This is a genomic window from Pseudomonas sp. REB1044 (assembly GCF_038813925.1).
GTDB classification, from domain to species: Bacteria; Pseudomonadota; Gammaproteobacteria; order Pseudomonadales; family Pseudomonadaceae; genus Aquipseudomonas; species Aquipseudomonas boreofloridensis.
The window spans coordinates 4219836-4245127 of sequence record NZ_CP046139.1 but is presented as its reverse complement, the minus strand read 5'-3'; the positions used below and the strand labels follow the sequence as shown (position 1 = coordinate 4245127).

The 25292-nt window shown below is 62.5% G+C and carries 28 protein-coding genes and 3 pseudogenes; 20 read left to right on the top strand and 11 right to left on the bottom strand.

The annotated features are described in order from the left end of the window. Together GKC70_RS19380 and tldD are read left to right on the top strand one after the other, a co-directional pair. The gene (locus tag GKC70_RS19380; protein ID WP_342649620.1) at window positions 1-852 is read left to right on the top strand and encodes a carbon-nitrogen hydrolase family protein; all 852 of its coding nucleotides are present in this window, start codon (window positions 1-3) and stop codon (window positions 850-852) included. A 2-nt stretch (window positions 853-854) separates the two neighbouring features. Further along, window positions 855-2294, top strand: a complete 1440-nt coding sequence (tldD, locus tag GKC70_RS19375; RefSeq protein WP_342649619.1) for a metalloprotease TldD — start codon at window positions 855-857, stop codon at window positions 2292-2294. Window positions 2295-2347: 53 nt separating this feature from the next. Here tldD and yjgA read toward each other — a convergent pair whose 3' ends face one another. Further along, entirely contained in the window at window positions 2348-2869 is a 522-nt protein-coding gene (gene yjgA / locus GKC70_RS19370) for a ribosome biogenesis factor YjgA (RefSeq protein WP_037027981.1), read from the bottom strand. A 109-nt stretch (window positions 2870-2978) separates the two neighbouring features. Here yjgA and pmbA point away from each other — a divergent pair. The 6 genes and pseudogenes from pmbA to GKC70_RS19340 all read left to right on the top strand — a co-directional run bounded on the left by pmbA (window position 2979) and on the right by GKC70_RS19340 (window position 8229). Beyond that, window positions 2979-4324 (top strand): annotated as a pseudogene (pmbA, locus tag GKC70_RS19365) (metalloprotease PmbA). Between the two features lie 127 nt (window positions 4325-4451). Next, window positions 4452-4853: a FagA protein gene (locus GKC70_RS19360; RefSeq protein ID WP_295484359.1), complete on the top strand. Its 402-nt coding sequence runs from the start codon at window positions 4452-4454 to the stop codon at window positions 4851-4853. Next, window positions 4846-6222 carry a class II fumarate hydratase gene (locus GKC70_RS19355; RefSeq protein WP_342649618.1) on the top strand — a complete coding sequence of 459 codons (1377 nt, stop codon included), beginning with the start codon at window positions 4846-4848 and terminating at the stop codon, window positions 6220-6222. Before GKC70_RS19360 ends, GKC70_RS19355 begins: the two co-directional genes overlap by 8 nt. Before the next feature lie 27 nt (window positions 6223-6249). Continuing rightward, a complete protein-coding gene (locus tag GKC70_RS19350) occupies window positions 6250-6711 on the top strand; it encodes a hypothetical protein (protein WP_342649617.1) in 462 nt (153 codons plus the stop codon). A gap of 1 nt (window position 6712) precedes the next feature. Then, window positions 6713-7324 (top strand): superoxide dismutase, encoded by a 612-nt coding sequence (locus GKC70_RS19345; RefSeq protein ID WP_342649616.1) that lies wholly within the window; start codon window positions 6713-6715, stop codon window positions 7322-7324. An 11-nt stretch (window positions 7325-7335) separates the two neighbouring features. Next, on the top strand, window positions 7336-8229 hold the full coding sequence (locus GKC70_RS19340; protein WP_342649615.1) for a ZIP family metal transporter: 894 nt from the start codon (window positions 7336-7338) through the stop codon (window positions 8227-8229). Window positions 8230-8253: 24 nt separating this feature from the next. Here the strand turns inward: GKC70_RS19340 and GKC70_RS19335 are convergent, their stop codons facing one another. The 10 genes and pseudogenes from GKC70_RS19335 to GKC70_RS19290 all read right to left on the bottom strand — a co-directional run bounded on the left by GKC70_RS19335 (window position 8254) and on the right by GKC70_RS19290 (window position 15256). Beyond that, on the bottom strand, window positions 8254-8526 hold the full coding sequence (locus tag GKC70_RS19335; protein ID WP_029613605.1) for an HPr family phosphocarrier protein: 273 nt from the start codon (window positions 8524-8526) through the stop codon (window positions 8254-8256). A gap of 18 nt (window positions 8527-8544) precedes the next feature. Then, window positions 8545-9399: an RNase adapter RapZ gene (gene rapZ / locus GKC70_RS19330; RefSeq protein ID WP_029613604.1), complete on the bottom strand. Its 855-nt coding sequence runs from the start codon at window positions 9397-9399 to the stop codon at window positions 8545-8547. 2 nt (window positions 9400-9401) lie between these two features. Then, a pseudogene (gene ptsN, locus GKC70_RS19325) lies at window positions 9402-9865 on the bottom strand (PTS IIA-like nitrogen regulatory protein PtsN). Window positions 9866-9877: 12 nt separating this feature from the next. Further along, a complete protein-coding gene (gene raiA / locus GKC70_RS19320; protein WP_342649614.1) occupies window positions 9878-10186 on the bottom strand; it encodes a ribosome-associated translation inhibitor RaiA in 309 nt (102 codons plus the stop codon). A 79-nt stretch (window positions 10187-10265) separates the two neighbouring features. Continuing rightward, the gene (locus tag GKC70_RS19315) at window positions 10266-11759 is read right to left on the bottom strand and encodes an RNA polymerase factor sigma-54 (RefSeq protein ID WP_342649613.1); all 1494 of its coding nucleotides are present in this window, start codon (window positions 11757-11759) and stop codon (window positions 10266-10268) included. Between the two features lie 174 nt (window positions 11760-11933). Continuing rightward, the gene (gene lptB / locus GKC70_RS19310) at window positions 11934-12659 is read right to left on the bottom strand and encodes an LPS export ABC transporter ATP-binding protein (protein WP_029613601.1); all 726 of its coding nucleotides are present in this window, start codon (window positions 12657-12659) and stop codon (window positions 11934-11936) included. A 3-nt stretch (window positions 12660-12662) separates the two neighbouring features. Next, window positions 12663-13187 carry a lipopolysaccharide transport periplasmic protein LptA gene (lptA, locus tag GKC70_RS19305; RefSeq protein ID WP_029613600.1) on the bottom strand — a complete coding sequence of 175 codons (525 nt, stop codon included), beginning with the start codon at window positions 13185-13187 and terminating at the stop codon, window positions 12663-12665. Further along, window positions 13174-13746, bottom strand: coding sequence for an LPS export ABC transporter periplasmic protein LptC (gene lptC / locus GKC70_RS19300; RefSeq protein WP_342649612.1), 573 nt, complete (start codon window positions 13744-13746; stop codon window positions 13174-13176). Before lptC ends, lptA begins: the two co-directional genes overlap by 14 nt. 10 nt (window positions 13747-13756) lie before the next feature. Then, window positions 13757-14281 carry an HAD family hydrolase gene (locus tag GKC70_RS19295; RefSeq protein ID WP_116887625.1) on the bottom strand — a complete coding sequence of 175 codons (525 nt, stop codon included), beginning with the start codon at window positions 14279-14281 and terminating at the stop codon, window positions 13757-13759. Between the two features lies 1 nt (window position 14282). After that, window positions 14283-15256, bottom strand: a pseudogene (locus GKC70_RS19290) (KpsF/GutQ family sugar-phosphate isomerase). Window positions 15257-15501: 245 nt separating this feature from the next. Here GKC70_RS19290 and GKC70_RS19285 point away from each other — a divergent pair. The 12 genes from GKC70_RS19285 to GKC70_RS19230 all read left to right on the top strand — a co-directional run bounded on the left by GKC70_RS19285 (window position 15502) and on the right by GKC70_RS19230 (window position 25289). Next, window positions 15502-16311 carry an ATP-binding cassette domain-containing protein gene (locus GKC70_RS19285; RefSeq protein WP_342649611.1) on the top strand — a complete coding sequence of 270 codons (810 nt, stop codon included), beginning with the start codon at window positions 15502-15504 and terminating at the stop codon, window positions 16309-16311. After that, window positions 16311-17108: a lipid asymmetry maintenance ABC transporter permease subunit MlaE gene (mlaE, locus tag GKC70_RS19280; RefSeq protein WP_342649610.1), complete on the top strand. Its 798-nt coding sequence runs from the start codon at window positions 16311-16313 to the stop codon at window positions 17106-17108. The genes GKC70_RS19285 and mlaE overlap by 1 nt, the downstream gene beginning before the upstream one ends. Further along, the gene (gene mlaD / locus GKC70_RS19275; RefSeq protein ID WP_342649609.1) at window positions 17108-17593 is read left to right on the top strand and encodes an outer membrane lipid asymmetry maintenance protein MlaD; all 486 of its coding nucleotides are present in this window, start codon (window positions 17108-17110) and stop codon (window positions 17591-17593) included. The genes mlaE and mlaD overlap by 1 nt, the downstream gene beginning before the upstream one ends. Window positions 17594-17602: 9 nt before the next feature. Continuing rightward, window positions 17603-18256 carry an ABC transporter substrate-binding protein gene (locus GKC70_RS19270; RefSeq protein WP_342649608.1) on the top strand — a complete coding sequence of 218 codons (654 nt, stop codon included), beginning with the start codon at window positions 17603-17605 and terminating at the stop codon, window positions 18254-18256. Then, window positions 18253-18555: an STAS domain-containing protein gene (locus tag GKC70_RS19265; RefSeq protein WP_039575626.1), complete on the top strand. Its 303-nt coding sequence runs from the start codon at window positions 18253-18255 to the stop codon at window positions 18553-18555. Before GKC70_RS19270 ends, GKC70_RS19265 begins: the two co-directional genes overlap by 4 nt. Window positions 18556-18674: 119 nt before the next feature. Continuing rightward, complete coding sequence (locus GKC70_RS19260) at window positions 18675-18914, top strand: BolA family protein (protein ID WP_029613593.1); 240 nt, start codon at window positions 18675-18677, stop codon at window positions 18912-18914. Between the two features lie 25 nt (window positions 18915-18939). Further along, on the top strand, window positions 18940-20205 hold the full coding sequence (gene murA, locus GKC70_RS19255) for a UDP-N-acetylglucosamine 1-carboxyvinyltransferase (RefSeq protein WP_317870596.1): 1266 nt from the start codon (window positions 18940-18942) through the stop codon (window positions 20203-20205). A 102-nt stretch (window positions 20206-20307) separates the two neighbouring features. Next, entirely contained in the window at window positions 20308-20943 is a 636-nt protein-coding gene (gene hisG / locus GKC70_RS19250) for an ATP phosphoribosyltransferase (RefSeq protein WP_342649607.1), read from the top strand. Window positions 20944-21070: 127 nt separating this feature from the next. Further along, window positions 21071-22393: a histidinol dehydrogenase gene (gene hisD / locus GKC70_RS19245; RefSeq protein ID WP_342649606.1), complete on the top strand. Its 1323-nt coding sequence runs from the start codon at window positions 21071-21073 to the stop codon at window positions 22391-22393. 2 nt (window positions 22394-22395) lie between these two features. Continuing rightward, complete coding sequence (gene hisC, locus GKC70_RS19240; RefSeq protein WP_342649605.1) at window positions 22396-23445, top strand: histidinol-phosphate transaminase; 1050 nt, start codon at window positions 22396-22398, stop codon at window positions 23443-23445. Then, entirely contained in the window at window positions 23442-24722 is a 1281-nt protein-coding gene (locus GKC70_RS19235; protein ID WP_342649604.1) for an MFS transporter, read from the top strand. The genes hisC and GKC70_RS19235 overlap by 4 nt, the downstream gene beginning before the upstream one ends. A gap of 99 nt (window positions 24723-24821) precedes the next feature. Beyond that, window positions 24822-25289, top strand: a complete 468-nt coding sequence (locus tag GKC70_RS19230) for a nuclear transport factor 2 family protein (RefSeq protein ID WP_342649603.1) — start codon at window positions 24822-24824, stop codon at window positions 25287-25289. Window positions 25290-25292 lie beyond the last annotated feature (3 nt).

Here is a 25292-nt window from a genome sequence, read left to right as displayed (position 1 = left end):
ATGAAGTCAGCGGTGATCCAGATGGTCAGTCAGAATGATGTCCTGGCCAACCTGCAGCGGGCGCACGCGCTGCTGGAGCAGGCTGCCGCCGACGGCGCTCGCTTGGCTGTGTTGCCGGAAAACTTCGCGGCCATGGGTCGGCACGATGCCGCCGCCATCGGCCGTGCCGAGGCCCTGGGCCAGGGGCCGATAATGCCCTGGTTGAAACGTGCCGCCCGCGACCTCAAGTTATGGGTAGTGGCGGGCACGTTGCCGCTGCCACCGGTCGCTTCGCCCGAGGCCAAGGCCCACGCCTGTTCGTTGCTGGTCGACGAGCAGGGTGAAATCGTTGCCCGCTACGACAAGCTGCATCTGTTCGATGTGGACGTGGCTGACAATCGCGGACGCTACCGGGAGTCAGACGACTATGCGCCGGGTGCGCGCGTGGTGGTGGCCGATACTCCGGTCGGCAAACTGGGCCTGTCGGTGTGTTACGACCTGCGCTTTCCCGAGCTCTACAGCGCCCTGCGCGAGGCAGGAGCGGAGCTGATCAGCGCACCTGCGGCGTTCACCGCCGTGACCGGTGCGGCGCACTGGGAAGTGCTGATCCGTGCCCGGGCCATCGAAACGCAGTGCTACGTGCTGGCAGCCGCCCAGGGCGGGACTCATCCCGGAGGGCGCCAGACCCATGGTCAAGCGGCGATCGTCGACCCCTGGGGGCGGATCGTGGCCGAACAGGCGCGCGGCGAAGGTGTGCTGCTCGCTGCGCGCGATATCGACGAACAAGCGTCCATTCGGGCGCGCATGCCGGTGACTTCGCACCGGCGCTTTTTCTCGCAGGACGCCTTGCGGCCTGCGTTCACCGTGGAGTGATTATGAGCCAGATGTTATCGACCGTCAGCGATCAGCTCCTGGCACCGGGCGGACTGACCCTCGACAGCCTGCAAGCTGTGTTGGGTGAGTTGGCCGGGCCCGGCATCGACGCGGCCGACCTGTATTTCCAGGGACAGATCTCGGAAACCTGGGCGCTGGAGGACGGCATCGTCAAGGAAGGCAGTTTCAACCTCGACCAAGGCGTGGGTGTGCGTGCGCTGTCCGGCGAGAAGACAGGCTTCGCCTATAGCAATGCGATCAACCTTGAAGCGCTGACCTCGGCCGCCCGTGCCGCCCGGTCGATCTCGCGCGCCGGCCAGAACGGCAAGGTTCAGGCGTTCCGCAGCCAGGACGTGGCCGCGTTGTATGCGCCGAACAACCCACTTGACGTGCTGAGCCGCGCCGACAAAGTCGAGTTGCTCAAGCGCGTCGATGCCGCCACCCGTGCCCTCGATCCGCGTATCCAGCAGGTCAGCGTCAGCATGGCGGGCGTCTGGGAGCGTATTTTGGTGGCGGCGGCCGATGGCAGTCTGGCGGCGGATGTGCGGCCCTTGGTGCGCTTCAACGTCAGTGTCATCGTCGAGCACAACGGTCGCCGCGAGCGCGGTGGTCACGGCGGGGGCGGGCGCACCGACTACCGCTACTTCACCGAGGCGCGCGTGATGGACTATGCGCGCGAGGCGTTGCGTCAGGCGCTGGTCAATCTCGATGCCCGACCGGCGCCGGCTGGCTCCCTGCCGGTGGTGCTCGGTCCAGGCTGGTCAGGTGTGCTGCTGCACGAGGCGGTTGGGCACGGTCTCGAGGGCGACTTCAACCGCAAGGGCAGTTCGGCCTACAGCGGTCGCATCGGCGAAGCCGTGGCGTCGAAGTTGTGCACCATCGTCGACGATGGCACGCTCAAGGATCGTCGCGGCTCGCTGAGCGTCGACGACGAAGGCACGCCCACCGAGTGCACCACGCTGATCGAGAACGGCATCCTCAAAGGCTACATGCAGGACAAGCTCAACGCTCGCCTCATGGGCATGGCGGTGACCGGCAACGGCCGACGCGAATCCTATGCGCACCTGCCCATGCCGCGCATGACCAATACCTACATGCGCGCTGGCCAGAGCGATCCGCAGGAGATCATCGCCTCGGTCAAGAAGGGCATCTACTGCGCCAACCTGGGTGGCGGACAGGTGGACATCACCAGTGGCAAGTTCGTGTTTTCCACCAGCGAGGCCTACCTGATCGAAGACGGCAAGATCACCGCACCGGTCAAGGGCGCGACGCTGATCGGCAATGGTCCGGAGGCGATGAGCCGGGTGTCAATGGTCGGCAACGACCTGGCGCTGGACAGTGGCGTGGGCACCTGCGGCAAGGACGGGCAGTCGGTGCCGGTGGGCGTAGGCCAACCGACCCTCAAGCTCGATGCGATTACCGTAGGTGGGACCGGGGCTTGACGTATTCTGGGCGCGGTGCAGGCGCGGCGCGGTGTCGCGACCTGCGCGTGCGCTCAGCGCAGGCCGCGTTGCAGTTCGTCGAGGTCGCGAATGTACTTGAATACCTTGCGCGCTGCGGCGGGCGGCTTGTTCCGTGCTTTTTCGTGCTGAGCATGGCGAATCAGCGAGCGCAGGTGCTGGCGATCGGTTTCGGGGAATTCGCTGACGAAACGCTCAAGGTCTTCGTCGTTGCCGTCGATCAGCCGGTCGCGCCAGCGTTCCAGGCCATGGAAGCGTTCGTTGTACTGGCGTGTGGAGCTGTCGATCTGTTCCAGCAGCGCCTGGATGGCGTCCACATCCTGCACGCGCATCAGCTTGCCGACGAACGACATGTGGCGTTTGCGAGCGCCGTGGGCAGTGTGCCGGGAGGCTTCCTCCAGGGCCTTGCGCAGCTCGTCGGTGAGCGGCAGGCGCGCGAGGGTGTCGGGCTTGAGCGTGGTGAGGCGCTCGCCGAGTTCGACCAGTGCATGCAGCTCGCGCTTGATCTGGGTCTTGCTTTTTTCGCCGTCGAAGGCGTCGTCGTATGAATCAACCATGGTGGCAGTCCGCAGGAAATCGCCGCCATGATAACCAGTCGGGGGCCGCTTTGTCCGGCCCGGTCGCACAACGACCCTCGCCGAACGCAGAATTTGAGTGGAGAACACCATGAGTGCAGTCCAGAGCATAGGCCCCAAGGACCTGCCGGCGTTGCAGGAGCAGGTCGAAGCGATCGTCGCCGAAGCACGACGCCAGGGCGCCAGCGCCTGCGAGGTGGCGGTTTCGCTGGAGCAGGGTCTGTCGACCAGTGTGCGCCAGCGCGAAGTGGAAACGGTCGAATTCAACCGCGACCAGGGCTTCGGCATTACCCTCTATGTCGGTCAGCGCAAGGGCTCGGCGAGCACCTCGGCCAGCGGCGCCGAGGCCATCCGCGAGACCGTGGCCGCTGCCCTGGCGATCGCCAAGCACACGTCCGAAGACGAATGCTCGGGCCTTGCCGATGCGGCCTTGATGGCACGTGAGCTACCTGATCTGGACCTCTACCACGATTGGAATATCGAGCCGGAACGGGCCATCGAGATGGCCCTGGAGTGCGAGGCGGCGGCCTTCGATGCCGACCCGCGTATCCTCAACGCCGATGGCACCACCCTCAATACCCACCAGGGCGTGCGCGTGTATGGCAATAGCCATGGCTTCGTGGGGGTTACGCCTCGACCCGGCACAGCCTGAGTTGCGTGATGATCGCCGAGGGCGAAGGGCAGATGCAGCGTGATTACTGGTACGACGTCAGCCGCCAAGGCCCACTGCTCGACGATCCACGAAACATTGGTCGGCGTGCGGCACAGCGGGCCGCCAGCCGACTGGGCGCGCGTCCGGTGCCTACCTGCGAAGTGCCCGTGCTGTTCGCCGCAGAGCTGGCCGGTGGACTGTTCGGCAGCTTTCTTTCGGCTATCTCCGGCGGCAGTTTGTATCGGAAGTCGTCCTTCCTCGAGGGCACGCTCGGTCAGCAGTTGTTCCCCACCTGGCTGACGCTGGACGAGCGCCCGCATATTCCACGGGCGCTGGGCAGCGCCGCATTCGATGGCGACGGGCTGGCCACCTATGCCAAACCGTTCGTCGATAAAGGTGAGCTGGTGTCGTACATCCTCGGCACCTACTCCGGTCGCAAGCTGAAACTGCCGAGCACCGCCAATGCCGGGGGCGTGCACAACCTGTTCGTGACCCATGGTTCGGAAGACCAGGCTGCGTTGATCCGACGCATGGGCCGTGGTCTGCTGGTGACCGAACTGATGGGGCACGGGCTGAACATGGTCACCGGTGACTATTCCCGCGGCGCGGCGGGTTACTGGGTGGAGAACGGCGAAATCCAGTTCCCTGTGCAGGAGGTGACCATCGCCGGAAACATGAAGGACATGTTCCAGCAAATTGTTGCCATCGGTAGCGATCTTGAGACCAGAAGCAACATTCACACGGGTTCCGTGCTGATCGAGCGCATGACCGTCGCGGGCAGTTGACTGTCTGAAGTGAAGCGATGGTGTACAAAACCCGGACGAAGCGCCGGGTTTTTTACGTCCGCTTTCGAGCTTGAAGTGATTCTATTTATCAATTAATAATGAATATCATTAAACGGCAACTCCGGCGATGATGTTCATGAAAACCGTTCTCCACGAACTGCCCTACCTGGAAAACTGGCGCTGGCTGAGCCGGCGTATTCGTTGCGCGCTCGATCCCGACGAGCCGCGTCTGGTCGAACACTACCTCGCCGAGGGGCGCTACCTGGTGTGCTGCACCGACACTTCGGCCTGGACCGTGGCCCTGACTTCCCTGCGCCTTCTGCTCGATACCGCTTGCGACCGCATGCTGCCGTGGCACTGGCGCTGCCACTGCCTGGACCAGGCATGGCGTCCGTTGCTCGACCTGCGCAATCTCGATCGCCGCGACGGCAACCAGCGTTGGCAGCCCTATGCCCTGCAGTTGGCCAATTGTGTGCTACTGCCTTCGATTTCTCCCGATGAACTGATGCAAGGATTCGATGATGAGTGATACCCGTATCGAGCGTGACAGCATGGGCGAGTTGCAGGTCCCGACCCAGGCCCTGTACGGCGCGCAGACCCAGCGTGCGGTCGATAACTTTCCGGTCAGCGGCCAGCGCATGCCGCTGCAGTTCATCCGTGCCTTGCTGCTGGCCAAGGCGGCGGCTGCGAAGGCCAACATCGAACTGGGCCAATTGAGCGCGCAGCAGGGCGAGGCGATCATCCGTGCGGTGGAGCAACTGTTGGGTGAAGACTTCATCCAGCACTTCCCGGTCGACGTTTTCCAGACCGGCTCCGGCACCAGTTCCAACATGAATGCCAACGAGGTGATCGCTACGCTCGCCAGTTGCGTGCTGGGCGATCAGGTCAATGCAAACGACCATGTCAACTGCGGGCAGAGCAGCAATGACATCATCCCCACCACGATCCATGTCAGCGCAGCCTTGGCCCTGCATGAGCAACTGCTGCCGGCGTTGACGCATCTGGTGCAAGTGATCGAGAAAAAATCGCTGGAGGTGCATCGCTTCGTCAAGACGGGCCGCACTCACCTGATGGACGCCATGCCGGTGCGCATGAGTCAGGTGCTCGACGGCTGGGCCGCGCAGATCAAGGGCGCACAGGCGCACCTGCAAGCCAGCCTGCCCGCGCTGCAAGCGCTGGCTCTGGGCGGCACCGCCGTCGGCACAGGAATCAACGCCCATCCACAGTTCGCAGCCGGTTTTGCCCGTGAATTGAGCGAGTTGACCGGCATCCCGTTCACGCCAGGCGAAAACCTGTTCGCGCTGATCGGCTCTCAGGACACGGCCGTTGCGCTGTCCGGGCAGCTCAAGACCACCGCCGTGGCGCTGATGAAGATCGCCAACGATCTGCGCTGGATGAACTCTGGCCCTCTGGCCGGGCTTGGCGAGATCGAACTGGAAGGCCTGCAACCGGGCTCCTCGATCATGCCCGGTAAGGTCAATCCGGTGATTCCCGAGGCCACCGCCATGGTCGCCGCGCAGGTGATAGGCAATGACGCCACCATCGCCATCGCGGGTCAGTCGGGCAACTTCGAGCTCAACGTGATGCTGCCGGTGATCGCCCGCAACCTGCTCGAGAGCATCGAACTGATGGCCAACGTCAGTCGATTGCTGGCGGACAAAGCCATCGCCAGCTTCAAGGTCAACGAGCCCAAGCTCAAGGAGGCCCTGTCGCGCAACCCGATCCTGGTCACCGCCTTGAACCCGATCATCGGCTATCTGAAGGCGGCCGACATCGCCAAGACGGCCTACAAGCAGGGACGACCGATCGTCGATGTGGCCTTGGAGTACACCGATCTTTCACGCAATCAACTGGAGGCCTTGCTGGATCCGGAGAAGCTCACTGCGGGCGGTATCTGACTCGCGTTCTTCATCAGGAGACATGTCATGCAACACTGGAAACGCACCACGGACATCGCCAATCGGCTGTTCGCACAGGGCGAGCTGATAGACGCCCGAGAGCACTACCTGCAAGCGCTGGCCCTGGCGCAGGTGCTGTTCGAGCGCTGGCATGACGTCGATCAGGCGGTGGCGGCATTCGTCATCGCTCATCACAACCTGGCTGACCTGCACGTACGTCTGAACCAACCCCATGAAAGCGCCGACTACCTGTGTGCGGCGCATCAGCGCTTGCTCCAGGCCAGTCAGGAGCAGCGTCTGCCCGCAGCGCTGCGAGAGGCCGCGCTGCGGCACAGTGGGCGCACTTACACCGAGCTGCTGAATTTCATCGGCGAATACGGCCAATACCCCCGCACCGAGCGCCTGCTCCACCGCCAAGCTGCCGAAGCGAGCGCGCTGACGACTCGACCAGACACCTTCTCCCGTCCATCTGCCTACGGAATCCACTGATATGCCCCACACCTTGCCTGCCTTGCCCTACGCCTACGATGCCCTGGAGCCGCACATCGACGCCCAGACCATGGAGATCCACCACAGCAAGCACCACCAGACCTACATCAACAATCTCAATGTTGCTCTTGAAGGCACCGAGTGGGCCGACTGGCCGGTGGAGCGTTTGGTCGGGGCGGTCAAGCAACTGCCCGAGAAGCTGCAAGGCGCGGTGATCAACCAAGGCGGGGGGCATGCCAACCACAGCCTGTTCTGGACCGTAATGTCGCCGCAGGGCGGCGGTCAGCCATCAGGGCAGGTGGCGCAGGCCATCGAGCGCGAACTGGGTGGTTTCGATGCCTTCAAGGAGGCGTTCACCAAGGCCGCGTTGACGCGCTTCGGCAGCGGCTGGGCCTGGCTCAGCGTCACGCCGGACAAGCGTCTGGTGGTGGAAAGCAGCGGCAATCAGGACAGCCCGCTGATGCACGGCAATACGCCAATCCTGGGGCTGGATGTTTGGGAGCATGCCTATTACCTGAAGTACCAGAATCGCCGACCGGAGTACATTGGCGCCTTCTATAACGTCATCGACTGGGCGGACGTAGAACGTCGTTATCTCGAAGCCCTCAAGTGAGTCGATCCGCGATGCGCACTGACGTGATGTCTGTCGGGGGTGTGCGCCTGTTCCGCATGGCGCTTGGGACCTTGCTGCTCTTGGCCGGCACTGCGCTGCTGATGGCACGAGGCATCGCCTGGTTGGAACTGGAGCCGCGGATGTTGCGTGCGCTACAGGGTGGTGCCTTGTGCGCCTTGGGCACGGCATTGGGCGCGGTGCCGGTCCTGGTGATCCGCAAGATGCCGGTGGCCATCGCTGATACGTTGCTGGGTTTCGGTGCCGGGGTGATGCTGGCTGCAACCGCGTTTTCGCTGATCATGCCTGGCCTGGAAGCCGCGCGGGCCATCGGTTTCGATCCCTGGGGCGCCGGGGCGCTGGTCAGTGCCGGCTTGCTTGCCGGGGCCCTGTGCCTGTTCCTGATCGACCTGCGTATCGCTCGGGTTTCGCCCGGGTCCCTGGCAGGGCAGGGGCATCAGCCAGTGATCGCGGCGCGGGTCTGGTTGTTCGTGGCCGCTATCGTCGCCCACAACATTCCTGAAGGCATGGCGATAGGCGTCTCCGCTGGAGGAGGCATGCCCGATGCCGACAGCCTGGCGATGGGCATCGCTTTGCAGGATGTGCCGGAGGGACTGGTCATTGCGCTGGTCTTGGCGGGGGCTGGCATGCACCGGTTCAAGGCATTCTTGATCGGTGCGGCGTCAGGGCTGGTGGAGCCGGTGGCGGCGCTGATCTGCGCCTGGCTGGTCAATGTCGCACAGTTGCTGCTGCCGCTTGGTCTGGCCTGTGCGGCAGGGGCGATGTTACTGGTAGTGACTCAGGAAATCATTCCGGAGTCGCGCAGCAATGGTCATCACCGATTGGCCAGCCTGGGCCTGTGTATCGGCTTCTGCCTGATGATGGTGATGGATACGGCGATGTCCTGAGCCTGGTTTGCGCCAGGCTTGGGTTCATTCGCCCTCGTCGAAATAGTTGTTGATCAGCGCCACCAAGGCTTGCAGGGCTTCTTCGTCCTGCTCTCCCTCGGTGTGCAGGTGCACCGGGGTGCCCTTGCCGGCTGCCAGCATCATCACTGCCATGATGCTTTTTCCGTCCACCAGCTTGTCTGGGGCGCGCCCGACACGTACCTGACAGGGAAACTTCCCGGCCACGCCGACGAACTTGGCTGCCGCGCGTGCATGCAGGCCCAGCTTGTTGATGATGGTGATTTCGCGGGCCGGCATTGTCGGGTGGATCCTGTATTAGAGGTCGCGATGGCGAACCTGGACGTTTTTCAGGGTGCGCTGTAGCAATTGCCCCAGCCGCTCGGTGATGTACACCGAACGGTGATGTCCGCCGGTGCAGCCGATGGCGATGGTCACGTAAGCGCGGTTACTGGCCGCAAAACGCGGTAGCCATTTGAGCAGATAGCTGGAGATGTCTTGGTACATCTCCTCGACATCTGGCTGGGCCGCCAGGTAATCGATGACCGGCTGCTCGAGCCCAGAATGCTCACGCAATTCGGGCTTCCAGTATGGATTGGGCAGGCAGCGTACGTCGAATACCAGGTCCGCGTCCACTGGCATGCCACGTTTGAAACCGAAGGATTCGACGAGGAACGCGGTGCCGGGTTCGGGCTGGTTGAGTAGGCGAAGCTTGATCGAATCACGCAGTTGATAAAGGTTCAGACTGGTAGTGTCGATCTTGAGGTCGGCGAGGTCGGCGATCGGCCCGAGCAGTTCGGTCTCGACACGAATCGCTTCGGCAAGTGAACGGTTGGCGTTGGTCAGAGGGTGGCGCCGGCGGGTCTCCGAGAAGCGCTTGAGCAGCGTATCTTCGTCGGCATCGAGGTAGACCACGTCGCACTGGATGTGTCGCGCGCGGGCATCCTCGAGTAACTCGGGGAAACGGGACAGATGGCTGGGCAGGTTTCGCGCATCGATTGAGACGGCGACTTTGGGCTGCGACAGCTCGGTGTTGATCAGTGCGCTTTCGGCCAGTTGTGGCAGCAACCCGGCGGGCAGGTTGTCGATGCAGTAGTAGCCGTTGTCTTCCAACACATCGAGCGCGGTGCTCTTGCCGGAGCCGGATCGGCCGCTGACGATGATCAGGCGCATGTTCAGAGCTCGTTCTGGACGTTCAAGACGACCTGATAAAGCGCTTCGTTGCTGTCGGCGGCACGCAGACGGTCACGAACATCTTTGCGGTCGAGCATGCTGGCGATCTGGCGCAGCAATTCGAGATGCGCATCAGTGGCGGCTTCTGGTACCAGTAGCACGAAGAGCAGGTCGACTGGCGCTCCGTCGATCGCGTCATAGTCGATGGGCGCATCCAAATGCAGCAATGCGCTTACGGGAGCGCTGCAACCTTTCAGGCGGCAGTGGGGGATGGCAATGCCGTTGCCGAACCCCGTGGAACCCAGCTTCTCGCGGGCAAGAAGGCTCTCGAAGACGTCCTTCATCTTCAGCTCGGGTACTTGCTGGGCAATCAGATTGGCGACCTTTTCCAGGGCGCTCTTCTTACTGCCGCCCGGCACGTTCACCAAGGAACAGCCGGGGGCAGGATGGATTCAAGTCGGGTCATGGATGAGGGGTATCAGCGTGCGGCTGCACCTTGCAGCAGGCTTTGCTGTTTTTCCTTGTGTTTTTTCAATTGGCGGTCGAGCTTGTCGGCCAGGGCGTCGATGGCTGCATACATGTCTTCGTGCTCTGCGTTGGCAACCACTTCACCGCCCGGAATCTGCAGGGTGGCTTCGACCTTCTGCTGCAGCTTCTCGACTTTCAGGATGACCTGCACGTTGGTGATCTTGTCGAAGTGATTCTCCAACCGGGCAAGTTTATCGAGTACATAGTCGTGCAGGGGCTTGGTGACTTCTACATGGTGTCCACTGATGTTGACTTGCATACAGCTTCTCCTTTTGTTGCCGTGCATGTAAGAGGCAGGTGTTGCACCTGCCACTGAAACGCCGTGGCACATCCGGGCGTTACATCAGTCGCTTGCGTTCGCTGGAAGGTGCAATGCCGAGCGACTCGCGGTACTTGGCGACCGTGCGACGGGCTACCTGGATGCCTTGTGCCTCCAGTAAACCAGCGATCTTGCTGTCACTCAATGGCTTTTTCTGATTTTCCGCAGCAACCAGTTTCTTGATGATCGCGCGGATTGCCGTGGACGAGCACTCGCCGCCTTCGGCAGTGCTGACGTGGCTGGAGAAAAAGTATTTCAACTCATAGATGCCGCGCGGCGTATGCATGTACTTCTGCGTAGTGACCCGTGAAATGGTCGACTCATGCATACCAACCGCTTCGGCGATATCGTGCAGTACCAGCGGCTTCATGGCCTCGTCGCCATAGTCGAGGAACCCACGTTGGTGCTCGACGATCTGCGTGGCCACCTTCATCAGCGTCTCGTTGCGACTCTGCAGGCTCTTGATGAACCACCGAGCCTCTTGTAACTGGTTGCGCATGAAGGTGTTGTCGGCACTGGTATCCGCGCGGCGCACGAAGCCGGCGTACTGCGGGTTCACCCGCAACCGCGGCACCGCTTCCTGATTCAGCTCGACCAGCCAGCGATCGCTGTCCTTGCGCACGATGACGTCGGGAACGACATACTCCGGCTCGCTGGACTCGATCTGCGAGCCGGGACGTGGATTGAGGCTCTGTACCAGCTCGATGACCTGGCGCAGCTCGTCTTCCTTGAGCTTCATGCGGCGCATCAGTTGGCTGTAGTCACGGCTGCCGAGCAGGTCGATGTAATCGCTGACCAAGCGCTGCGCTTCGGCCATCCACGGCGTGCCGGCAGGCAGTTGGCGCAGTTGCAGCAGTAAGCATTCGCTGAGTGTACGGGCACCGATGCCGGCAGGTTCGAACTGCTGGATGCGATGCAGAACCGCTTCGACCTCATCCAGCTCGATGTCGAGCTCAGGATCGAAACCGGCGCAGATCTCCTCAAGGCTGTCTTCGAGATAGCCCTGGGCGTTGATGCTGTCGATCAGGGTGACGGCGATGAGTCGGTCGGTGTCCGACATCGGGGCCAGGTTGAGTTGCCACAGCAGGTGGCTTTGCAAGCTCTCGCCTACGGACGTGCGGGTCGTGAAGTCCCATTCGTCGTCATCGTTGCTCGGCAGGCTGCTGGCGCTGGTCTGGTAGATGTCTTCCCAGGCCGTGTCTACTGGCAGTTCGTTGGGAATGCGTTCGCTCCACTCGCCTTCATCGGTGGAATCGGCATTGCCACTGCTTTCCTGAAAGCTGCTGTCCTGGGCTTCGGCGACCGGTTTGCTCTCGCCGTTTTCTGCCATCGGGTCGCTGTTGTCGAAGTCGTCGCCTTCTTCCTGGCGTTCGAGCATCGGATTGGATTCCAGCGCTTCCTGGATTTCCTGCTGGAGGTCCAAGGTGGAAAGCTGGAGCAGACGAATGGCCTGTTGCAACTGAGGGGTCATCGTCAGTTGCTGGCCCATTTTTAGGACGAGCGATGGTTTCATGGCTGGGGCTTAATACCTTGTTCGCCGGCGCGCATGCGCCATCCACTACAGGGCGCCGGAGCGCCAAATCTTAAGCAAGTTATATGCCTGAAATTGTAGCGTTTGCCTAGAGCGCTGTAACACTTAAGCCCGTTTCAACAGGTTTTAACAGCGCTCCAGGCCGTTACCTGGCTGTCAGAGGCGGAACTCATGACCCAGGTAAACTTCCTTGACCAACTGGTTGGCCAGGATGGTCTCTGCGTCGCCCTCAGCGATCAGTTGACCGTCATTGACGATGTAGGCGGTCTCGCAGATGTCGAGCGTTTCACGCACGTTGTGATCGGTGATCAGGACGCCAATGCCTTTGGCCTTGAGGTGGTGGATGATCTGCTTGATGTCACCCACTGAAATCGGGTCGACGCCGGCGAAGGGTTCGTCCAGCAGGATGAACTTCGGCGAAGTGGCCAGAGCGCGGGCAATCTCGACCCGGCGTCGTTCGCCGCCGGACAGGCTCATGCCAAGGTTGTCGCGAATGTGGCTGATGTGGAATTCCTGCAGCAGGCTTTCCAGCTCCTTGCGACGACCGTCGCGGTCGATGTCCTTGCGGGTCTCGAGGATGGCCATGATGTTGTCGGCCACCGACAGCTTGCGGAAGATCGAGGCTTCCTGCGGCAGGTAGCCGATGCCTGCCTGCGCACGACCATGCATGGGCTGGTGGCTGACATCAAGGCTGTCGATGAGCACGCGGCCCTGGTCGGCCTGCACCAGGCCCACGATCATGTAGAAACAGGTGGTTTTGCCGGCGCCGTTGGGGCCGAGCAGGCCGACGATCTGGCCGCTGTCGATGGACAGGCTGACATCGCGTACGACCTGGCGGCCCTTGTAGCTCTTGGCCAGGTGCTGAGCTTTGAGGGTTGCCATCTGTTATTCGGCCTTTTTCTTCGGTTGGATAACCATGTCGATGCGCTGACGAGGTTGTGTCACCTTGCCACCACGACCGGCGGTTGCCACCTGGGTCTTGGTGTTGTAGACGATTTTCTCGCCTTCGGTGGTGTTGCCTTCGTTCTCGACCTTGGCGCGGTCGGTGAGGATGACCATGTCCTTCTGCGCCTGGTACTGGATGGTCACTGCCCAGCCTTTCATCTTGTCGGGCTTGGCGGCCGATTGCTGTTGCTCGAAGTAGGCCAGGTTGCCCACCGAGGTCACCACGTCGATATCGCCGGAGGGCGCACGGGTCATGGTCACGGTGTTGCCTTTGATCACCATCGAGCCTTGGGTGATGATGACATCGCCGGTGTAGGTGGCTACGCCCTGCTTGTCGTCCAGGTGCGCGTTGTCAGCCTGGATGCGGATCGGCTGATCACGGTCGTTCGGCAGGGCCAAGGCGCTCGCGCTTCCCAGTGCTGCGCTCAGGCTGAGCAAAAGGGGGAGGGTTTTAACGAGCCTCATACTGTCCTCTTACGTTGGACAGCAGGTCCATCCTGCCGTCTTCCAAGTACGCTTTCATTCCTACGCCCGTGGTCGTGCCACCGGCGCCGTCGATTCTAACGGCTTGATCGGTCTGCGCATATTGCTTCTGCGGGAACACCGTCATGCGGCTGCTGGTAATCAGGGTGTCACGCTGCTTCTCGTCGGTGCGGGCAATACGTACGTTGTCGATCAGTTCAACTTCGCTGCCGTCCGGATTGACCTCTGCGCGCACGCTCTGGACATGCCAGGGGTAAGCGGTGCCGCGGAAAATATGCATGTCTGGCGTGGTCACCAGCGTGATTTCGCTGGCTTTGAGGTGTTCGACCTTGTCGGCGGTCATTTCGTACTGCAGCTTGCCATCGGGCAAGAACTGGACGCTGTGTGCGTTGATCGCATAGTAGTCGATGGCGCTCTCGTCGACCTGGGCCGTAGGCTCGTCGAGGAAGCTCTCCGGGCTGATGTTCCAGTAGCCGACTGCGACCAGGACGGCGGCGATGGCCGTCAACAGCAGAGCATTGCGAATTTTCTTGCTGAACATGGCGTGTGGCCTACAGGTAATGGGCGTTGGCAGCGTCCAGGGTGCCCTGGGCCTGCATGATCAGTTCACAGAACTCGCGGGCGGCGCCTTCGCCGCCGCGGGCCTGGGTGACGCCATGGGCATGTTCGCGCACAAAGGCCGCGGCGTTGGCCACGGCGATCCCCAGGCCAACCCGGCGAATCACCGGCAGGTCGGGAAGGTCGTCGCCCAGGTACGCCACCTGGTCGTGGCGCAGCCCCAGTTCGGCGAGCAGGCCATCGAGCACCACCAGTTTGTCCTCGCGTCCCTGGAACAAGTGCGGGATGCCGAGATTGCGGGCGCGGCGCTCGACCACCGGGGTTTTGCGTCCACTGATGATAGCGGTGGTAACGCCAGAAGCCATGAGCATCTTGATGCCGTGGCCATCCAGGGTGTTGAAGGTCTTGAACTCGCTACCGTCTTCCAGGAAATACAGGCGGCCGTCGGTCAGCACGCCATCGACATCGAAAACGGCCAGTTTGACGGCTTTGGCCCGTTGCATCAGGTCTTGGTTCATTTCACATCACTCCAGCACGCAGCAGGTCGTGCATGTTCAGCGCGCCGGTCGGGCGATCCTGATCGTCGACCACCACCAGTGCGCTGATCTTGTGGTCTTCCATGATCTTGAGGGCCTCGGCGGCGAGCATTTCGGCGCGGGCGGTCTTGCCATGGACAGTCATCACTTCGTCGATCAGCGTGCGATGCACGTCGATGTTGCGATCCAGGCTGCGGCGCAGGTCACCGTCAGTGAAGACGCCGGCCAGCCGGCCGTCGGGTTCCATCACCACCGTCATGCCCAGGCCCTTGCGCGACATTTCCAGCAGTGCGTCCTTGAGCAGGGTGCCCCGTTGTACCTGCGGCAATTCGTCACCGGCATGCATGACGTGCTCGACCTTGAGCAGCAAGCGACGTCCCAGTGCCCCCCCGGATGGGAGAAGGCGAAGTCCTCGGCAGTGAAGCCGCGGGCCTCGAGCAAGGCGATGGCCAGCGCGTCGCCCAGCACCAGGGCCGCGGTGGTTGACGACGTCGGGGCCAGGTTCAACGGGCAGGCTTCCTGGGCGACGCTGGCGTCCAGATTCACTTCGGCGGCCTGGGCCAGCGGCGAGTCTGCCTTGCCAGTCAGGCTGATCAGGCAGATACCCAGACGCTTGATCAACGGCAGCAAGGTCACGATTTCGGCAGTACTGCCGGAATTGGACAGGGCCAGGATGATGTCGTCGCGGGTGATCATGCCCATGTCGCCGTGGCTGGCCTCGGCCGGGTGCACGAAGAACGAGGGTGTCCCGGTACTGGCCAGCGTGGCGGCGATCTTGTTGCCGATATGGCCGGACTTGCCCATGCCGACCACCACGACGCGCCCCTTGCTGCCCAGAATCAGCTCGCAAGCCTTGACGAAGTTGTCGTCGATACGCGCCCGCAGGCCTTGTACGGCCTCGAGTTCCAGGCTCAGGGTACGCTGGGCGGAGTGGATCAGCTCGCTGGATTGGCTCATGTCGAAAAAGCAATGCCTGATGAAAAGGCGCCGATTATAGCGACAATGTGAGAAACCCTCACCTTCGAGTTGTCGTAGGAACACGCGCGGATTGCTGTATGGCGCCTGAACGACCCTGGGAAAGTACCTTGGGGAGCCTTGTACGCAGTGCTATAGTTCGCCGCTGTTTGGCCCGCCGGGACGCACGTGTCTTCCTCATGAGGAGCGGCGTCCCTGTTGACGAGGCCACCTAGCAAGGAGTCTAGATGAGTTCGGATAGCGCCTACGCGGTCGAGTTGAAGGGTGTGACCTTCAAACGCGGTTCGCGCAGCATTTTCAACAACGTCGACATCCGTATCCCCCATGGCAAGGTCACTGGCATCATGGGGCCTTCCGGGTCCGGCAAGACCACGCTGCTGCGCCTGATGGGCGCGCAGTTGCGTCCGTCCAGCGGCGAGGTCTGGGTCGCCGGTCAGAACCTGCCTGCGCTGTCGCGCAGCGATCTGTTCGATGCCCGCAAGCAGATGGGCGTATTGTTCCAGAGCGGTGCGTTGTTCACCGATCTGGACGTCTTCGAGAACGTGGCATTCCCACTGCGGGTACACACCGAACTGCCCGACGAGATGATCCGCGACATCGTGCTGATGAAGCTGCAGGCCGTGGGCCTGCGCGGCGCCATCGACCTGATGCCCGACGAGCTTTCCGGCGGCATGAAGCGCCGTGTCGCGCTGGCCCGTGCCATCGCGCTCGATCCGCAGATACTGATGTACGACGAACCTTTCGTCGGTCAGGACCCCATCGCCATGGGCGTCCTGGTACGACTGATCCGCTTGCTCAACGATGCCTTGGGTATCACCAGTATCGTGGTGTCCCACGACCTGGCCGAGACGGCGAGCATCGCCGACTATCTCTATGTCGTGGGTGACGGTCAGGTGCTGGGGCAGGGCACGCCCGACGAACTGATGGGCTCGGACAACCCACGCATTCGCCAATTCATGAAGGGCGATCCGGACGGGCCGGTACCCTTTCATTTCCCCGCGCCAGACTACCGCGCCGACCTGCTGGGAGCGCGTTGATGCGCAGAAAATCCATACTCGAACGCATTCGCCTGTTCGGTCGCGCGGCTATCGACGTGCTGGCCGTGCTCGGGCGCTCCTGCCTGTTCCTCTTCCACGCCCTGGTCGGGCGTGGCGGTATCGGCGGCGGCTTCCAACTGCTCACCCGGCAGTTGTACTCGGTCGGTGTGCTGTCGTTGGCGATCATCGTCGTTTCCGGCATGTTCATCGGCATGGTGCTGGCTCTGCAGGGCTACAGCATTCTCACCAAGTACGGCTCGGAACAGGCCGTGGGCCAGATGGTCGCGCTTACGCTGCTGCGTGAACTGGGTCCGGTCGTCACCGCGTTGCTGTTCGCCGGCCGTGCAGGCTCCGCGCTTACTGCCGAAATCGGCAACATGAAGTCGACCGAGCAGCTCTCCAGCCTGGAGATGATCGGCGTCGATCCGCTCAAGTACATCGTGGCGCCGCGTCTGTGGGCTGGCTTCATCTCGTTGCCGCTGCTGGCCCTGATCTTCAGTGTGGTCGGTATCTGGGGTGGCTCCTGGGTGGCCGTCGACTGGCTGGGCGTCTACGAAGGCTCGTTCTGGGCCAACATGCAGAACAGCGTGTCGTTCAGCGACGACGTGATCAACGGGCTGATCAAGAGCCTGGTGTTCGCCTTCGTCGTCACCTGGATTGCCGTATTCCAAGGGTATGACTGCGAACCCACCTCAGAAGGGATCAGCCGTGCCACCACCAGGACCGTGGTCTATGCCTCGCTGGCCGTCCTGGGTCTGGACTTTATTCTGACCGCCTTGATGTTTGGAGATTTCTGATGCAAAACCGCACCCTGGAAATCGGTGTCGGCCTGTTCCTCCTGGCCGGGATCCTGGCGCTGTTGCTGCTGGCCCTGCGCGTCAGCGGGCTGTCGGCCAGCCCGAGCACCGACACCTATAAAGTTTATGCCTACTTCGACAATATCGCCGGTTTGACTGTCAGAGCGAAGGTGACCATGGCCGGTGTGACCATTGGCAAGGTCACCGCCATCGATCTGGATCGCGACTCCTTCACCGGTCGGGTCACGCTGCAGTTGGACAAGTCGGTCAATAACCTGCCGACCGATTCCACGGCGTCGATCCTGACCGCTGGGTTGCTCGGCGAGAAATACATCGGTATCAGCGTGGGCGGCGAGGAAGCTGTGCTCAAAGAGGGCAGCACGATTCACGACACCCAGTCGGCCCTGGTGCTGGAAGATCTGATTGGCAAGTTCCTGCTCAACTCCGTTGGCAAGGAACCCAAAGACGCCCAACCAGCTAATTGAGGAATTTCCATGATTTCGATCCTGCGACGTGGTCTGCTGGTGTTGCTGGCGACTCTCCCTTTGATGGCCTTGGCGGCTCCCGGGCAGTCCCCGCGCGATGTGGTGCAAAGCACCACGAATGAGCTGCTGTCCGACCTAAAGGCCAATAAAGCACAGTACCGCTCCAACCCCACGGCGTTTTATGAGGCGCTCAACCGCATCCTTGGCCCTGTGGTCGATGCCGACGGCATCTCCAGAAGCATCATGACGGTCAAGTACTCGCGCAAGGCATCGCCTGAGCAAATGCAGCGCTTCCAGGATAACTTCCGTCGCAGCCTGTTCCAGTTCTACGGCAATGCGCTGCTCGATTACGACAATCAGGGCATTACCGTCGATCCGGGCAGTTCCATTAAAGATAATCGCGCAACGGTCGGCATGAAGGTTTCCGGCAACAACGGGGCTATCTATCCGGTGTCCTACACCTTGGAAAACCTGGGTGGCGAGTGGAAGGTGCGTAACGTCATCGTCAACGGTATCAATATCGGCAAACTGTTCCGAGACCAGTTCGCCGATGCCATGAATCGCAACCGTAACGACTTGGACAAGACCATCGACGGCTGGGCTGGCGAAGTGGCCAAGGCCAAGGAAACCGCCGACAACTCGCCCGAGAAGGCGGTCAAATGAGCGAGTCTGGGGTAAGCATGGCCGAGCCGGGCGTGCTGAGCCTGGCCGGCGTGCTGGACTATCGCAGCGGGCCCGTCTTGCGCAAGCAGGGCAAGGCGCTGATCGCCGCCAGCCGTGAGCCGCGGCTGGTGCTCGATTGCGCGGCGGTGAGCAAATCCAGTAGCGTGGGGCTGTCTTTGCTGTTGGCGTTCATCCGTGATGGGCAAGGCCTCGGCAAGGCGTGCGAAGTCCGGAACATGCCCGCTGATATGCGGGAAATCGCCGAGGTCTATGGTCTCGACGAGGTATTGGCGGGCTGATAGCCCGTCTTGCTGAAAACGCCCCTCGGTCAGCGCGTCCAGCTATTGGGCTTCGCAGGCGAGGGGCTTTTTTGTATGATGGCCGACCCGCGCGCACTGGGCGCCGATTGAGGTTGAGCATGCAGGCCGTAGAAGTTAAGAGCTTCCTTGAAGAAAAACTGCCGGGAACCCGGGTCGAAGTTGAGGGCGAAGGCTGCAACTTCCAGTTGAACGTGATCAGCGACGAGCTGGCCGGCCAGAGCCCGGTCAAGCGCCAGCAGGCGATCTATGCTCACCTGAATCCGTGGATCGCCGACGGCAGCATCCATGCGGTAACCATGAAATTTTTCAGCAGCGCAGCCTGGGCTGAGCGCACCTGAGCCAACAGTTGGCGGCGAGATTGAAATGGACAAACTGATTATCACGGGTGGCGCACGTCTCGACGGCGAAATCCGCATTTCCGGGGCCAAGAACGCGGCACTGCCGATTCTTTCGGCGACACTGCTGGCCGATGGCCCGGTTACCGTCGGCAACCTGCCGCACCTGCACGACATCACCACCATGATCGAGCTGTTCGGGCGCATGGGCATTGAGCCTGTGATCGACGAGAAGCTGGCCGTGGAAATCGACCCGCGCACCATCAAGACCCTGGTCGCGCCGTATGAGCTGGTCAAGACCATGCGCGCCTCGATCCTGGTGCTCGGCCCGATGGTCGCTCGCTTCGGTGAGGCTGAAGTGGCCCTGCCAGGCGGTTGCGCCATTGGTTCGCGTCCGGTCGACCTGCACATCCGTGGCCTGGAAGCCATGGGCGCGAAGATCGAGGTCGAAGGCGGCTACATCAAGGCCAAGGCGCCTGAAGGCGGCCTGCGCGGTGCGCACTTCTTCTTCGATACCGTCAGTGTGACCGGTACCGAGAACATCATGATGGCCGCAGCGCTGGCCAAGGGTCGCAGCGTGCTGCAGAACGCTGCGCGCGAGCCTGAGGTGGTCGACCTGGCCAACTTCCTGATCGCCATGGGCGCCAAGATCCAGGGCGCGGGCACCGACACTATCACCATCGATGGCGTCGAGCGCCTGCACTCGGCCACGTACCGGGTGATGCCCGACCGTATCGAGACCGGCACCTACCTGGTCGCCGCCGCCGTCACCGGTGGTCGGGTCAAGGTCAAGGACACCGATCCGACCATCCTCGAAGCGGTCCTGGAGAAACTCAAGGAAGCCGGCGCCGAGATCACCACCGGCGAAGACTGGATCGAGCTGGACATGCACGGCAAGCGGCCCAAGGCCGTCAACCTGCGTACCGCCCCGTACCCGGCGTTCCCCACCGACATGCAGGCGCAGTTCATTTCCCTGAACGCCATCGCCGAAGGCACCGGTGCAGTGATCGAGACCATCTTCGAAAACCGCTTCATGCACGTGTACGAGATGCACCGCATGGGCGCGCAGATTCAGGTCGAAGGTAACACCGCCATCGTCACCGGCGTCACTGCGCTCAAGGGTGCTCCGGTCATGGCCACCGACCTGCGCGCCTCGGCCAGCCTGGTGCTGTCTGCGCTGGTGGCTGAAGGCGATACCTTGATCGATCGCATCTACCACATCGACCGTGGCTACGAGTGCATCGAAGAAAAACTGCAGATGCTGGGCGCGAAGATCCGTCGCGTACCGGGTTAATCCGGCTTCTGCCTGTGATCGGCACAAGGACGTGCCAGCCGAATCGAACGCGGTCGGGTCCAGGACCCGGCCGGCCGTAGCTGCTTAAGGACCGACGTTGCAATGTTGACCATCGCGCTTTCCAAGGGCCGTATTCTCGACGATACCCTGCCGTTGCTGGCCGAGGCCGGTATCGTGCCGACCGAGAATCCGGACAAGAGCCGCAAGCTGATCATCCCCACCACGCAGGACGACGTGCGCCTGCTGATCGTGCGTGCCACCGATGTGCCGACCTATGTCGAGCACGGCGCTGCCGACCTGGGCGTGGCTGGCAAGGACGTGCTGATGGAATACGGCGGCCAGGGGCTCTACGAGCCGCTGGACCTGCAGATCGCCCAATGCAAGCTGATGACCGCCGGTGTGGTGGGTGCGCCGGAGCCCAAGGGGCGTCTGCGCGTAGCCACCAAGTTCGTCAATGTCGCCAAGCGTTACTACGCCGAGCAGGGCCGTCAGGTCGACATCATCAAGCTGTACGGCTCCATGGAACTGGCACCGTTGATCAACCTCGCCGACAAGATCATCGACGTGGTGGACACCGGCAACACCTTGCGCGCCAACGGTCTCGAACCCCAGGAACTGATCGCCACGATCAGCTCGCGACTGGTGGTGAACAAGGCCTCCATGAAGATGCAGTACGCCCGCATCCAGACCCTCATCGACACCTTGCGCAAGGCTGTCGAGTCGCGACACCGCGGTTGACCTCTGCGCGCGACCTTCGCTGTCGCGCCCGTCGATCCGCGTCATTGCCACTTTTCTCGGGTGCCCGCGCGGATCGACTGGTAGCCTAGGGCGCCTGAGCATTCGCCACTAAAACGAGGCCCTCGTCATGACGCTGTCCACTGCAATCGCCCGTCTCAATGCTGCCGATCCGGATTTCGCACGCCATCTGGATCATCTGCTGAGCTGGGAGAGCGTGTCCGACGACGCGGTCAATCAGCGGGTGCTCGACATCATCAAGGCCGTGCGTGAGCGAGGCGACGCCGCGCTGGTGGAGTTCACCCAGCGCTTCGATGGCGTTCAGGCCAGTAGCATCGCTGACCTGATCCTCGACCGCGAGCGCCTGGAACTGGCGCTCACGCGCATCACTCCAGCGCAGCGCGAGGCGTTGGAAACCGCTGCCAATCGGGTACGCAGCTACCACGAGCGGCAGAAACAGGACTCCTGGCAATACACCGAGGCCGATGGCACGGTGCTGGGCCAGAAAGTCACTCCGCTGGACCGCGCCGGGCTGTACGTGCCGGGCGGCAAGGCGTCCTACCCTTCGTCGGTACTGATGAACGCCATTCCCGCCAAGGTTGCCGGGGTTGGCGAAGTGGTCATGGTGGTGCCCACGCCACGGGGCGAGTTGAACGAACTGGTGCTGGCCGCGGCCTGCATCGCCGGGGTCGATCGGGTGTTCACCGTTGGCGGTGCACAGGCAGTCGCAGCGTTGGCCTACGGCACCGAAAGCGTCCCGCAGGTGGACAAGATCGTCGGCCCGGGCAACATCTACGTGGCCACTGCCAAGCGCCATGTGTTCGGTCAGGTCGGCATCGACATGATCGCCGGCCCTTCGGAGATCCTCGTGGTCTGCGATGGTCACACCGATCCGGACTGGATCGCCATGGACCTGTTCTCCCAGGCCGAGCACGACGAAGATGCCCAGGCGATCCTGGTCAGCCCGGATGCCGATTTCCTCGACCGCGTCGCCGCCAGCATCGAAAAGCTGCTGCCGACCATGGAGCGCGCCGACATCATCGAGAAATCGATCAATGGTCGGGGTGCGCTGATCCAGGTGCGCGACATGCAGCAGGCCATCGAGGTGGCCAATCGCATCGCGCCCGAACACCTGGAGCTTTCGGTGGCCGACCCGCAGGCCTGGCTGGGGCAGATCCGCCATGCCGGAGCGATCTTCATGGGACGTCACACCAGCGAAGCGCTGGGTGACTACTGCGCTGGCCCCAATCACGTGTTGCCTACCTCCGGCACGGCGCGATTCTCCTCACCGCTGGGCGTCTACGACTTCCAGAAGCGCTCCTCGATCATTTTCTGCTCCGAGCAGGGTGCCTCGCAGTTGGGGCATACCGCATCCGTACTGGCCCGTGGCGAGTCGTTGACCGCCCACGCGCGTAGCGCCGAATTCCGTATTCTCGACAACGAGGGGAACTGAACATGAGTAAATTCTGGAGCCCCTTCGTCAAGGATCTGGTGCCCTATGTCCCAGGCGAGCAACCCAAGCTCGCGCGGTTGGTGAAGCTCAACACCAATGAAAACCCCTACGGCCCATCGCCCAAGGCTTTGCAGGCCATGCGCGAGCAGTTGAACGATGACCTGCGCCTGTACCCGGACCCCAACGGTGATCGGCTCAAGCAGGCAGTCGCTCAGTACTATGGCGTCAGCACGCAGCAGGTGTTCGTCGGCAATGGCTCGGACGAGGTGCTGGCACACATCTTCCACGGACTGTTCCAGCACCCGGGGCCGCTGCTGTTCCCGGACATCAGCTACAGCTTCTATCCGGTGTACTGCGGTCTGTACGGCATTGCGTACCAAACCGTGGCGCTGGACGAGGCGTTCCAGATCCGCATCGAGGACTATCAGCGCCCCAATGCCGGCATCATCTTCCCCAATCCCAACGCGCCCACGGGTTGTCTGCTGCCATTGCAGGCCATCGAGCAACTGCTGCAGGCCAATCGCGACTCGGTGGTAGTGGTGGACGAAGCCTATATCGACTTCGGCGGCGAGACGGCGATCAGCCTGGTCGCGCGCTACGACAACCTGCTGGTGACCCAGACCTTGTCCAAGTCGCGTTCGCTGGCTGGGCTGCGGGTCGGTCTGGCCGTCGGGCATCCCGATCTGATCGAAGCCCTGGAGCGGATCAAGAACAGCTTCAACTCCTACCCGCTGGACCGCATGGCCATTGCCGGCGCGGCTGCAGCGTTCGAGGACGAGGCCTATTTCGCACAGACTTGCCAAAAGGTCATCGACAGCCGCGAGGCACTGGTCGAGCAACTGACCGCGCGCGGCTTCGAGGTGCTGCCCTCGGCGGCCAACTTCATCTTCGCTCGCCATCGGCAACAGGACGCTGCACAACTGGCGGCGCGTCTACGTGAACACGGGGTGATCGTGCGTCACTTCAAGCAGACCCGCATCGACCAGTTCCTGCGCATCACCATCGGCACGCCGGAGATGAACCAGGCGCTGCTCGACGCGTTGCCCGCTTGAAGCGGGTTAACGGGGCCGAGCCCGAACAGCACGAAGCCGACGAGTGGCTGATCGATGCCGAGGCCGATGACGAGCAGGTCCAGCAGCAGCCGGTGACGCTGCAGCGCCCCTGGCTGCTGTTGCTGGGCCTGGTGCTGGTCGCTCTGAACCTGCGCCCGGCGCTGTCGAGCATGGCGCCGGTGCTGGGGCAGGTGTCCGATAGCCTGGGCTTGAGCGCTTCGGCGGCAGGTCTGCTGACCACCCTGCCCGTGTTGTGCCTGGGGCTTTTCGCGCCGTTGGCACCCGTGCTGGCGCGGCGCCTGGGCAGCGAACGGGTGATTCTCGGCATTTTGCTGATGCTGGCCCTGGGTATCGTGGTGCGCAGTGCGTTGGGTATCGCTGGAGTCTTCATCGGCAGTCTCATCGCCGGTGCCAGTATCGGCATCATCGGCGTGTTGCTGCCAGGCATCGTCAAACGGGATTTCCCCGCCCATGCCGGCACGCTGACTGGGGTCTACACCATGGCCTTGTGCCTGGGCGCGGCCATGGCGGCGGGCAGTACCGTGCCGCTCAGTCATGTCTTCGACGACCGTTGGGCGCTGGGCCTGGGCTTCTGGGCCGTGCCTGCGCTGCTGGCGATGCTGGTGTGGATGCCGCAGGCTCGCCAGGGGCACGGCGCCCATAAGGTCGCCTACCGGGTACGGGGCCTCTGGCGCGATCCGCTGGCCTGGCAGGTGACCTTGTACATGGGCCTGCAGTCGTCGCTGGCCTATATCGTGTTCGGCTGGTTGCCCTCCATCCTCATCGGCCGTGGCCTGAGCCCGACCGAAGCTGGGCTGGTGCTGTCCGGATCGGTGCTGGTGCAACTGATCAGCTCGCTCAGCGCCCCGTGGCTGGCCACCCGAGGCAAGGATCAGCGGCTGGCGATCGTGCTGGTCATGCTGATTACCCTGTGCGGGTTGTTCGGCTGTCTGTACGCCCCGGTTTCCGGGCTCTGGGGCTGGGCCGTGTTGTTGGGGCTGGGGCAGGGCGGCACCTTTGCCTTGGCCTTGACCCTGATCGTATTGCGTTCGAAGGACGCCCACGTCGCCGCCAACCTGTCGAGCATGGCTCAAGGCGTGGGCTACACCCTGGCATCGATGGGGCCGTTCGCCGTCGGTCTGGTGCACGACCTCACAGGCGGCTGGGCTGCGGTGGGCTGGATCTTCGGCGTGCTGGGCCTGGGCGCCATCGTCTTCGGGCTGGGTGCCGGGCGGGCCCTGCATGTGCAGGTGGTCAGCGAGCGTGTGCAGCGCTGAACGCCCGCTCATTGGCTTGTTCACCGCACTGATGGGCATGGCGCCCGCAGGTTGCGCGGATTATCGTGCAGCCTTCAATCCCTTTCTCGGATCTGCCCCATGAGCGACGCCAACAGCGCCTTGATCACCCGTTTCTACCAGGCCTTCCAGCGCCTGGACGCCGAGGCCATGGTGGCCTGCTACAGCGACGACATCGTCTTCAGCGATCCGGCCTTCGGTACCCTGAGGGGCAAGGATGCAGGCGATATGTGGCGAATGTTGATCAGCCGCGCCAAGGATTTCTCCCTGACCTTCGACCATGTGCGCGCCGACACGCGCGGCGGCAGCGCGCATTGGGTCGCCACCTACGTGTTTGGCCAGACCGGCCGTACGGTGGTCAACGATATCCAGGCCTGCTTCGTGATTCGCGACGGCTTGATCTGCCAGCATGACGACAGCTTCGATGTGTGGCGCTGGTCGCGTCAGGCACTGGGTACGCCAGGCCTGCTGTTGGGCTGGAGTCCGATGCTGCGCAACAAGGTGCGTCAGCAGGCGTTGAATGGCCTGCGCGCGTTCCAGGCGCGCTAAGGC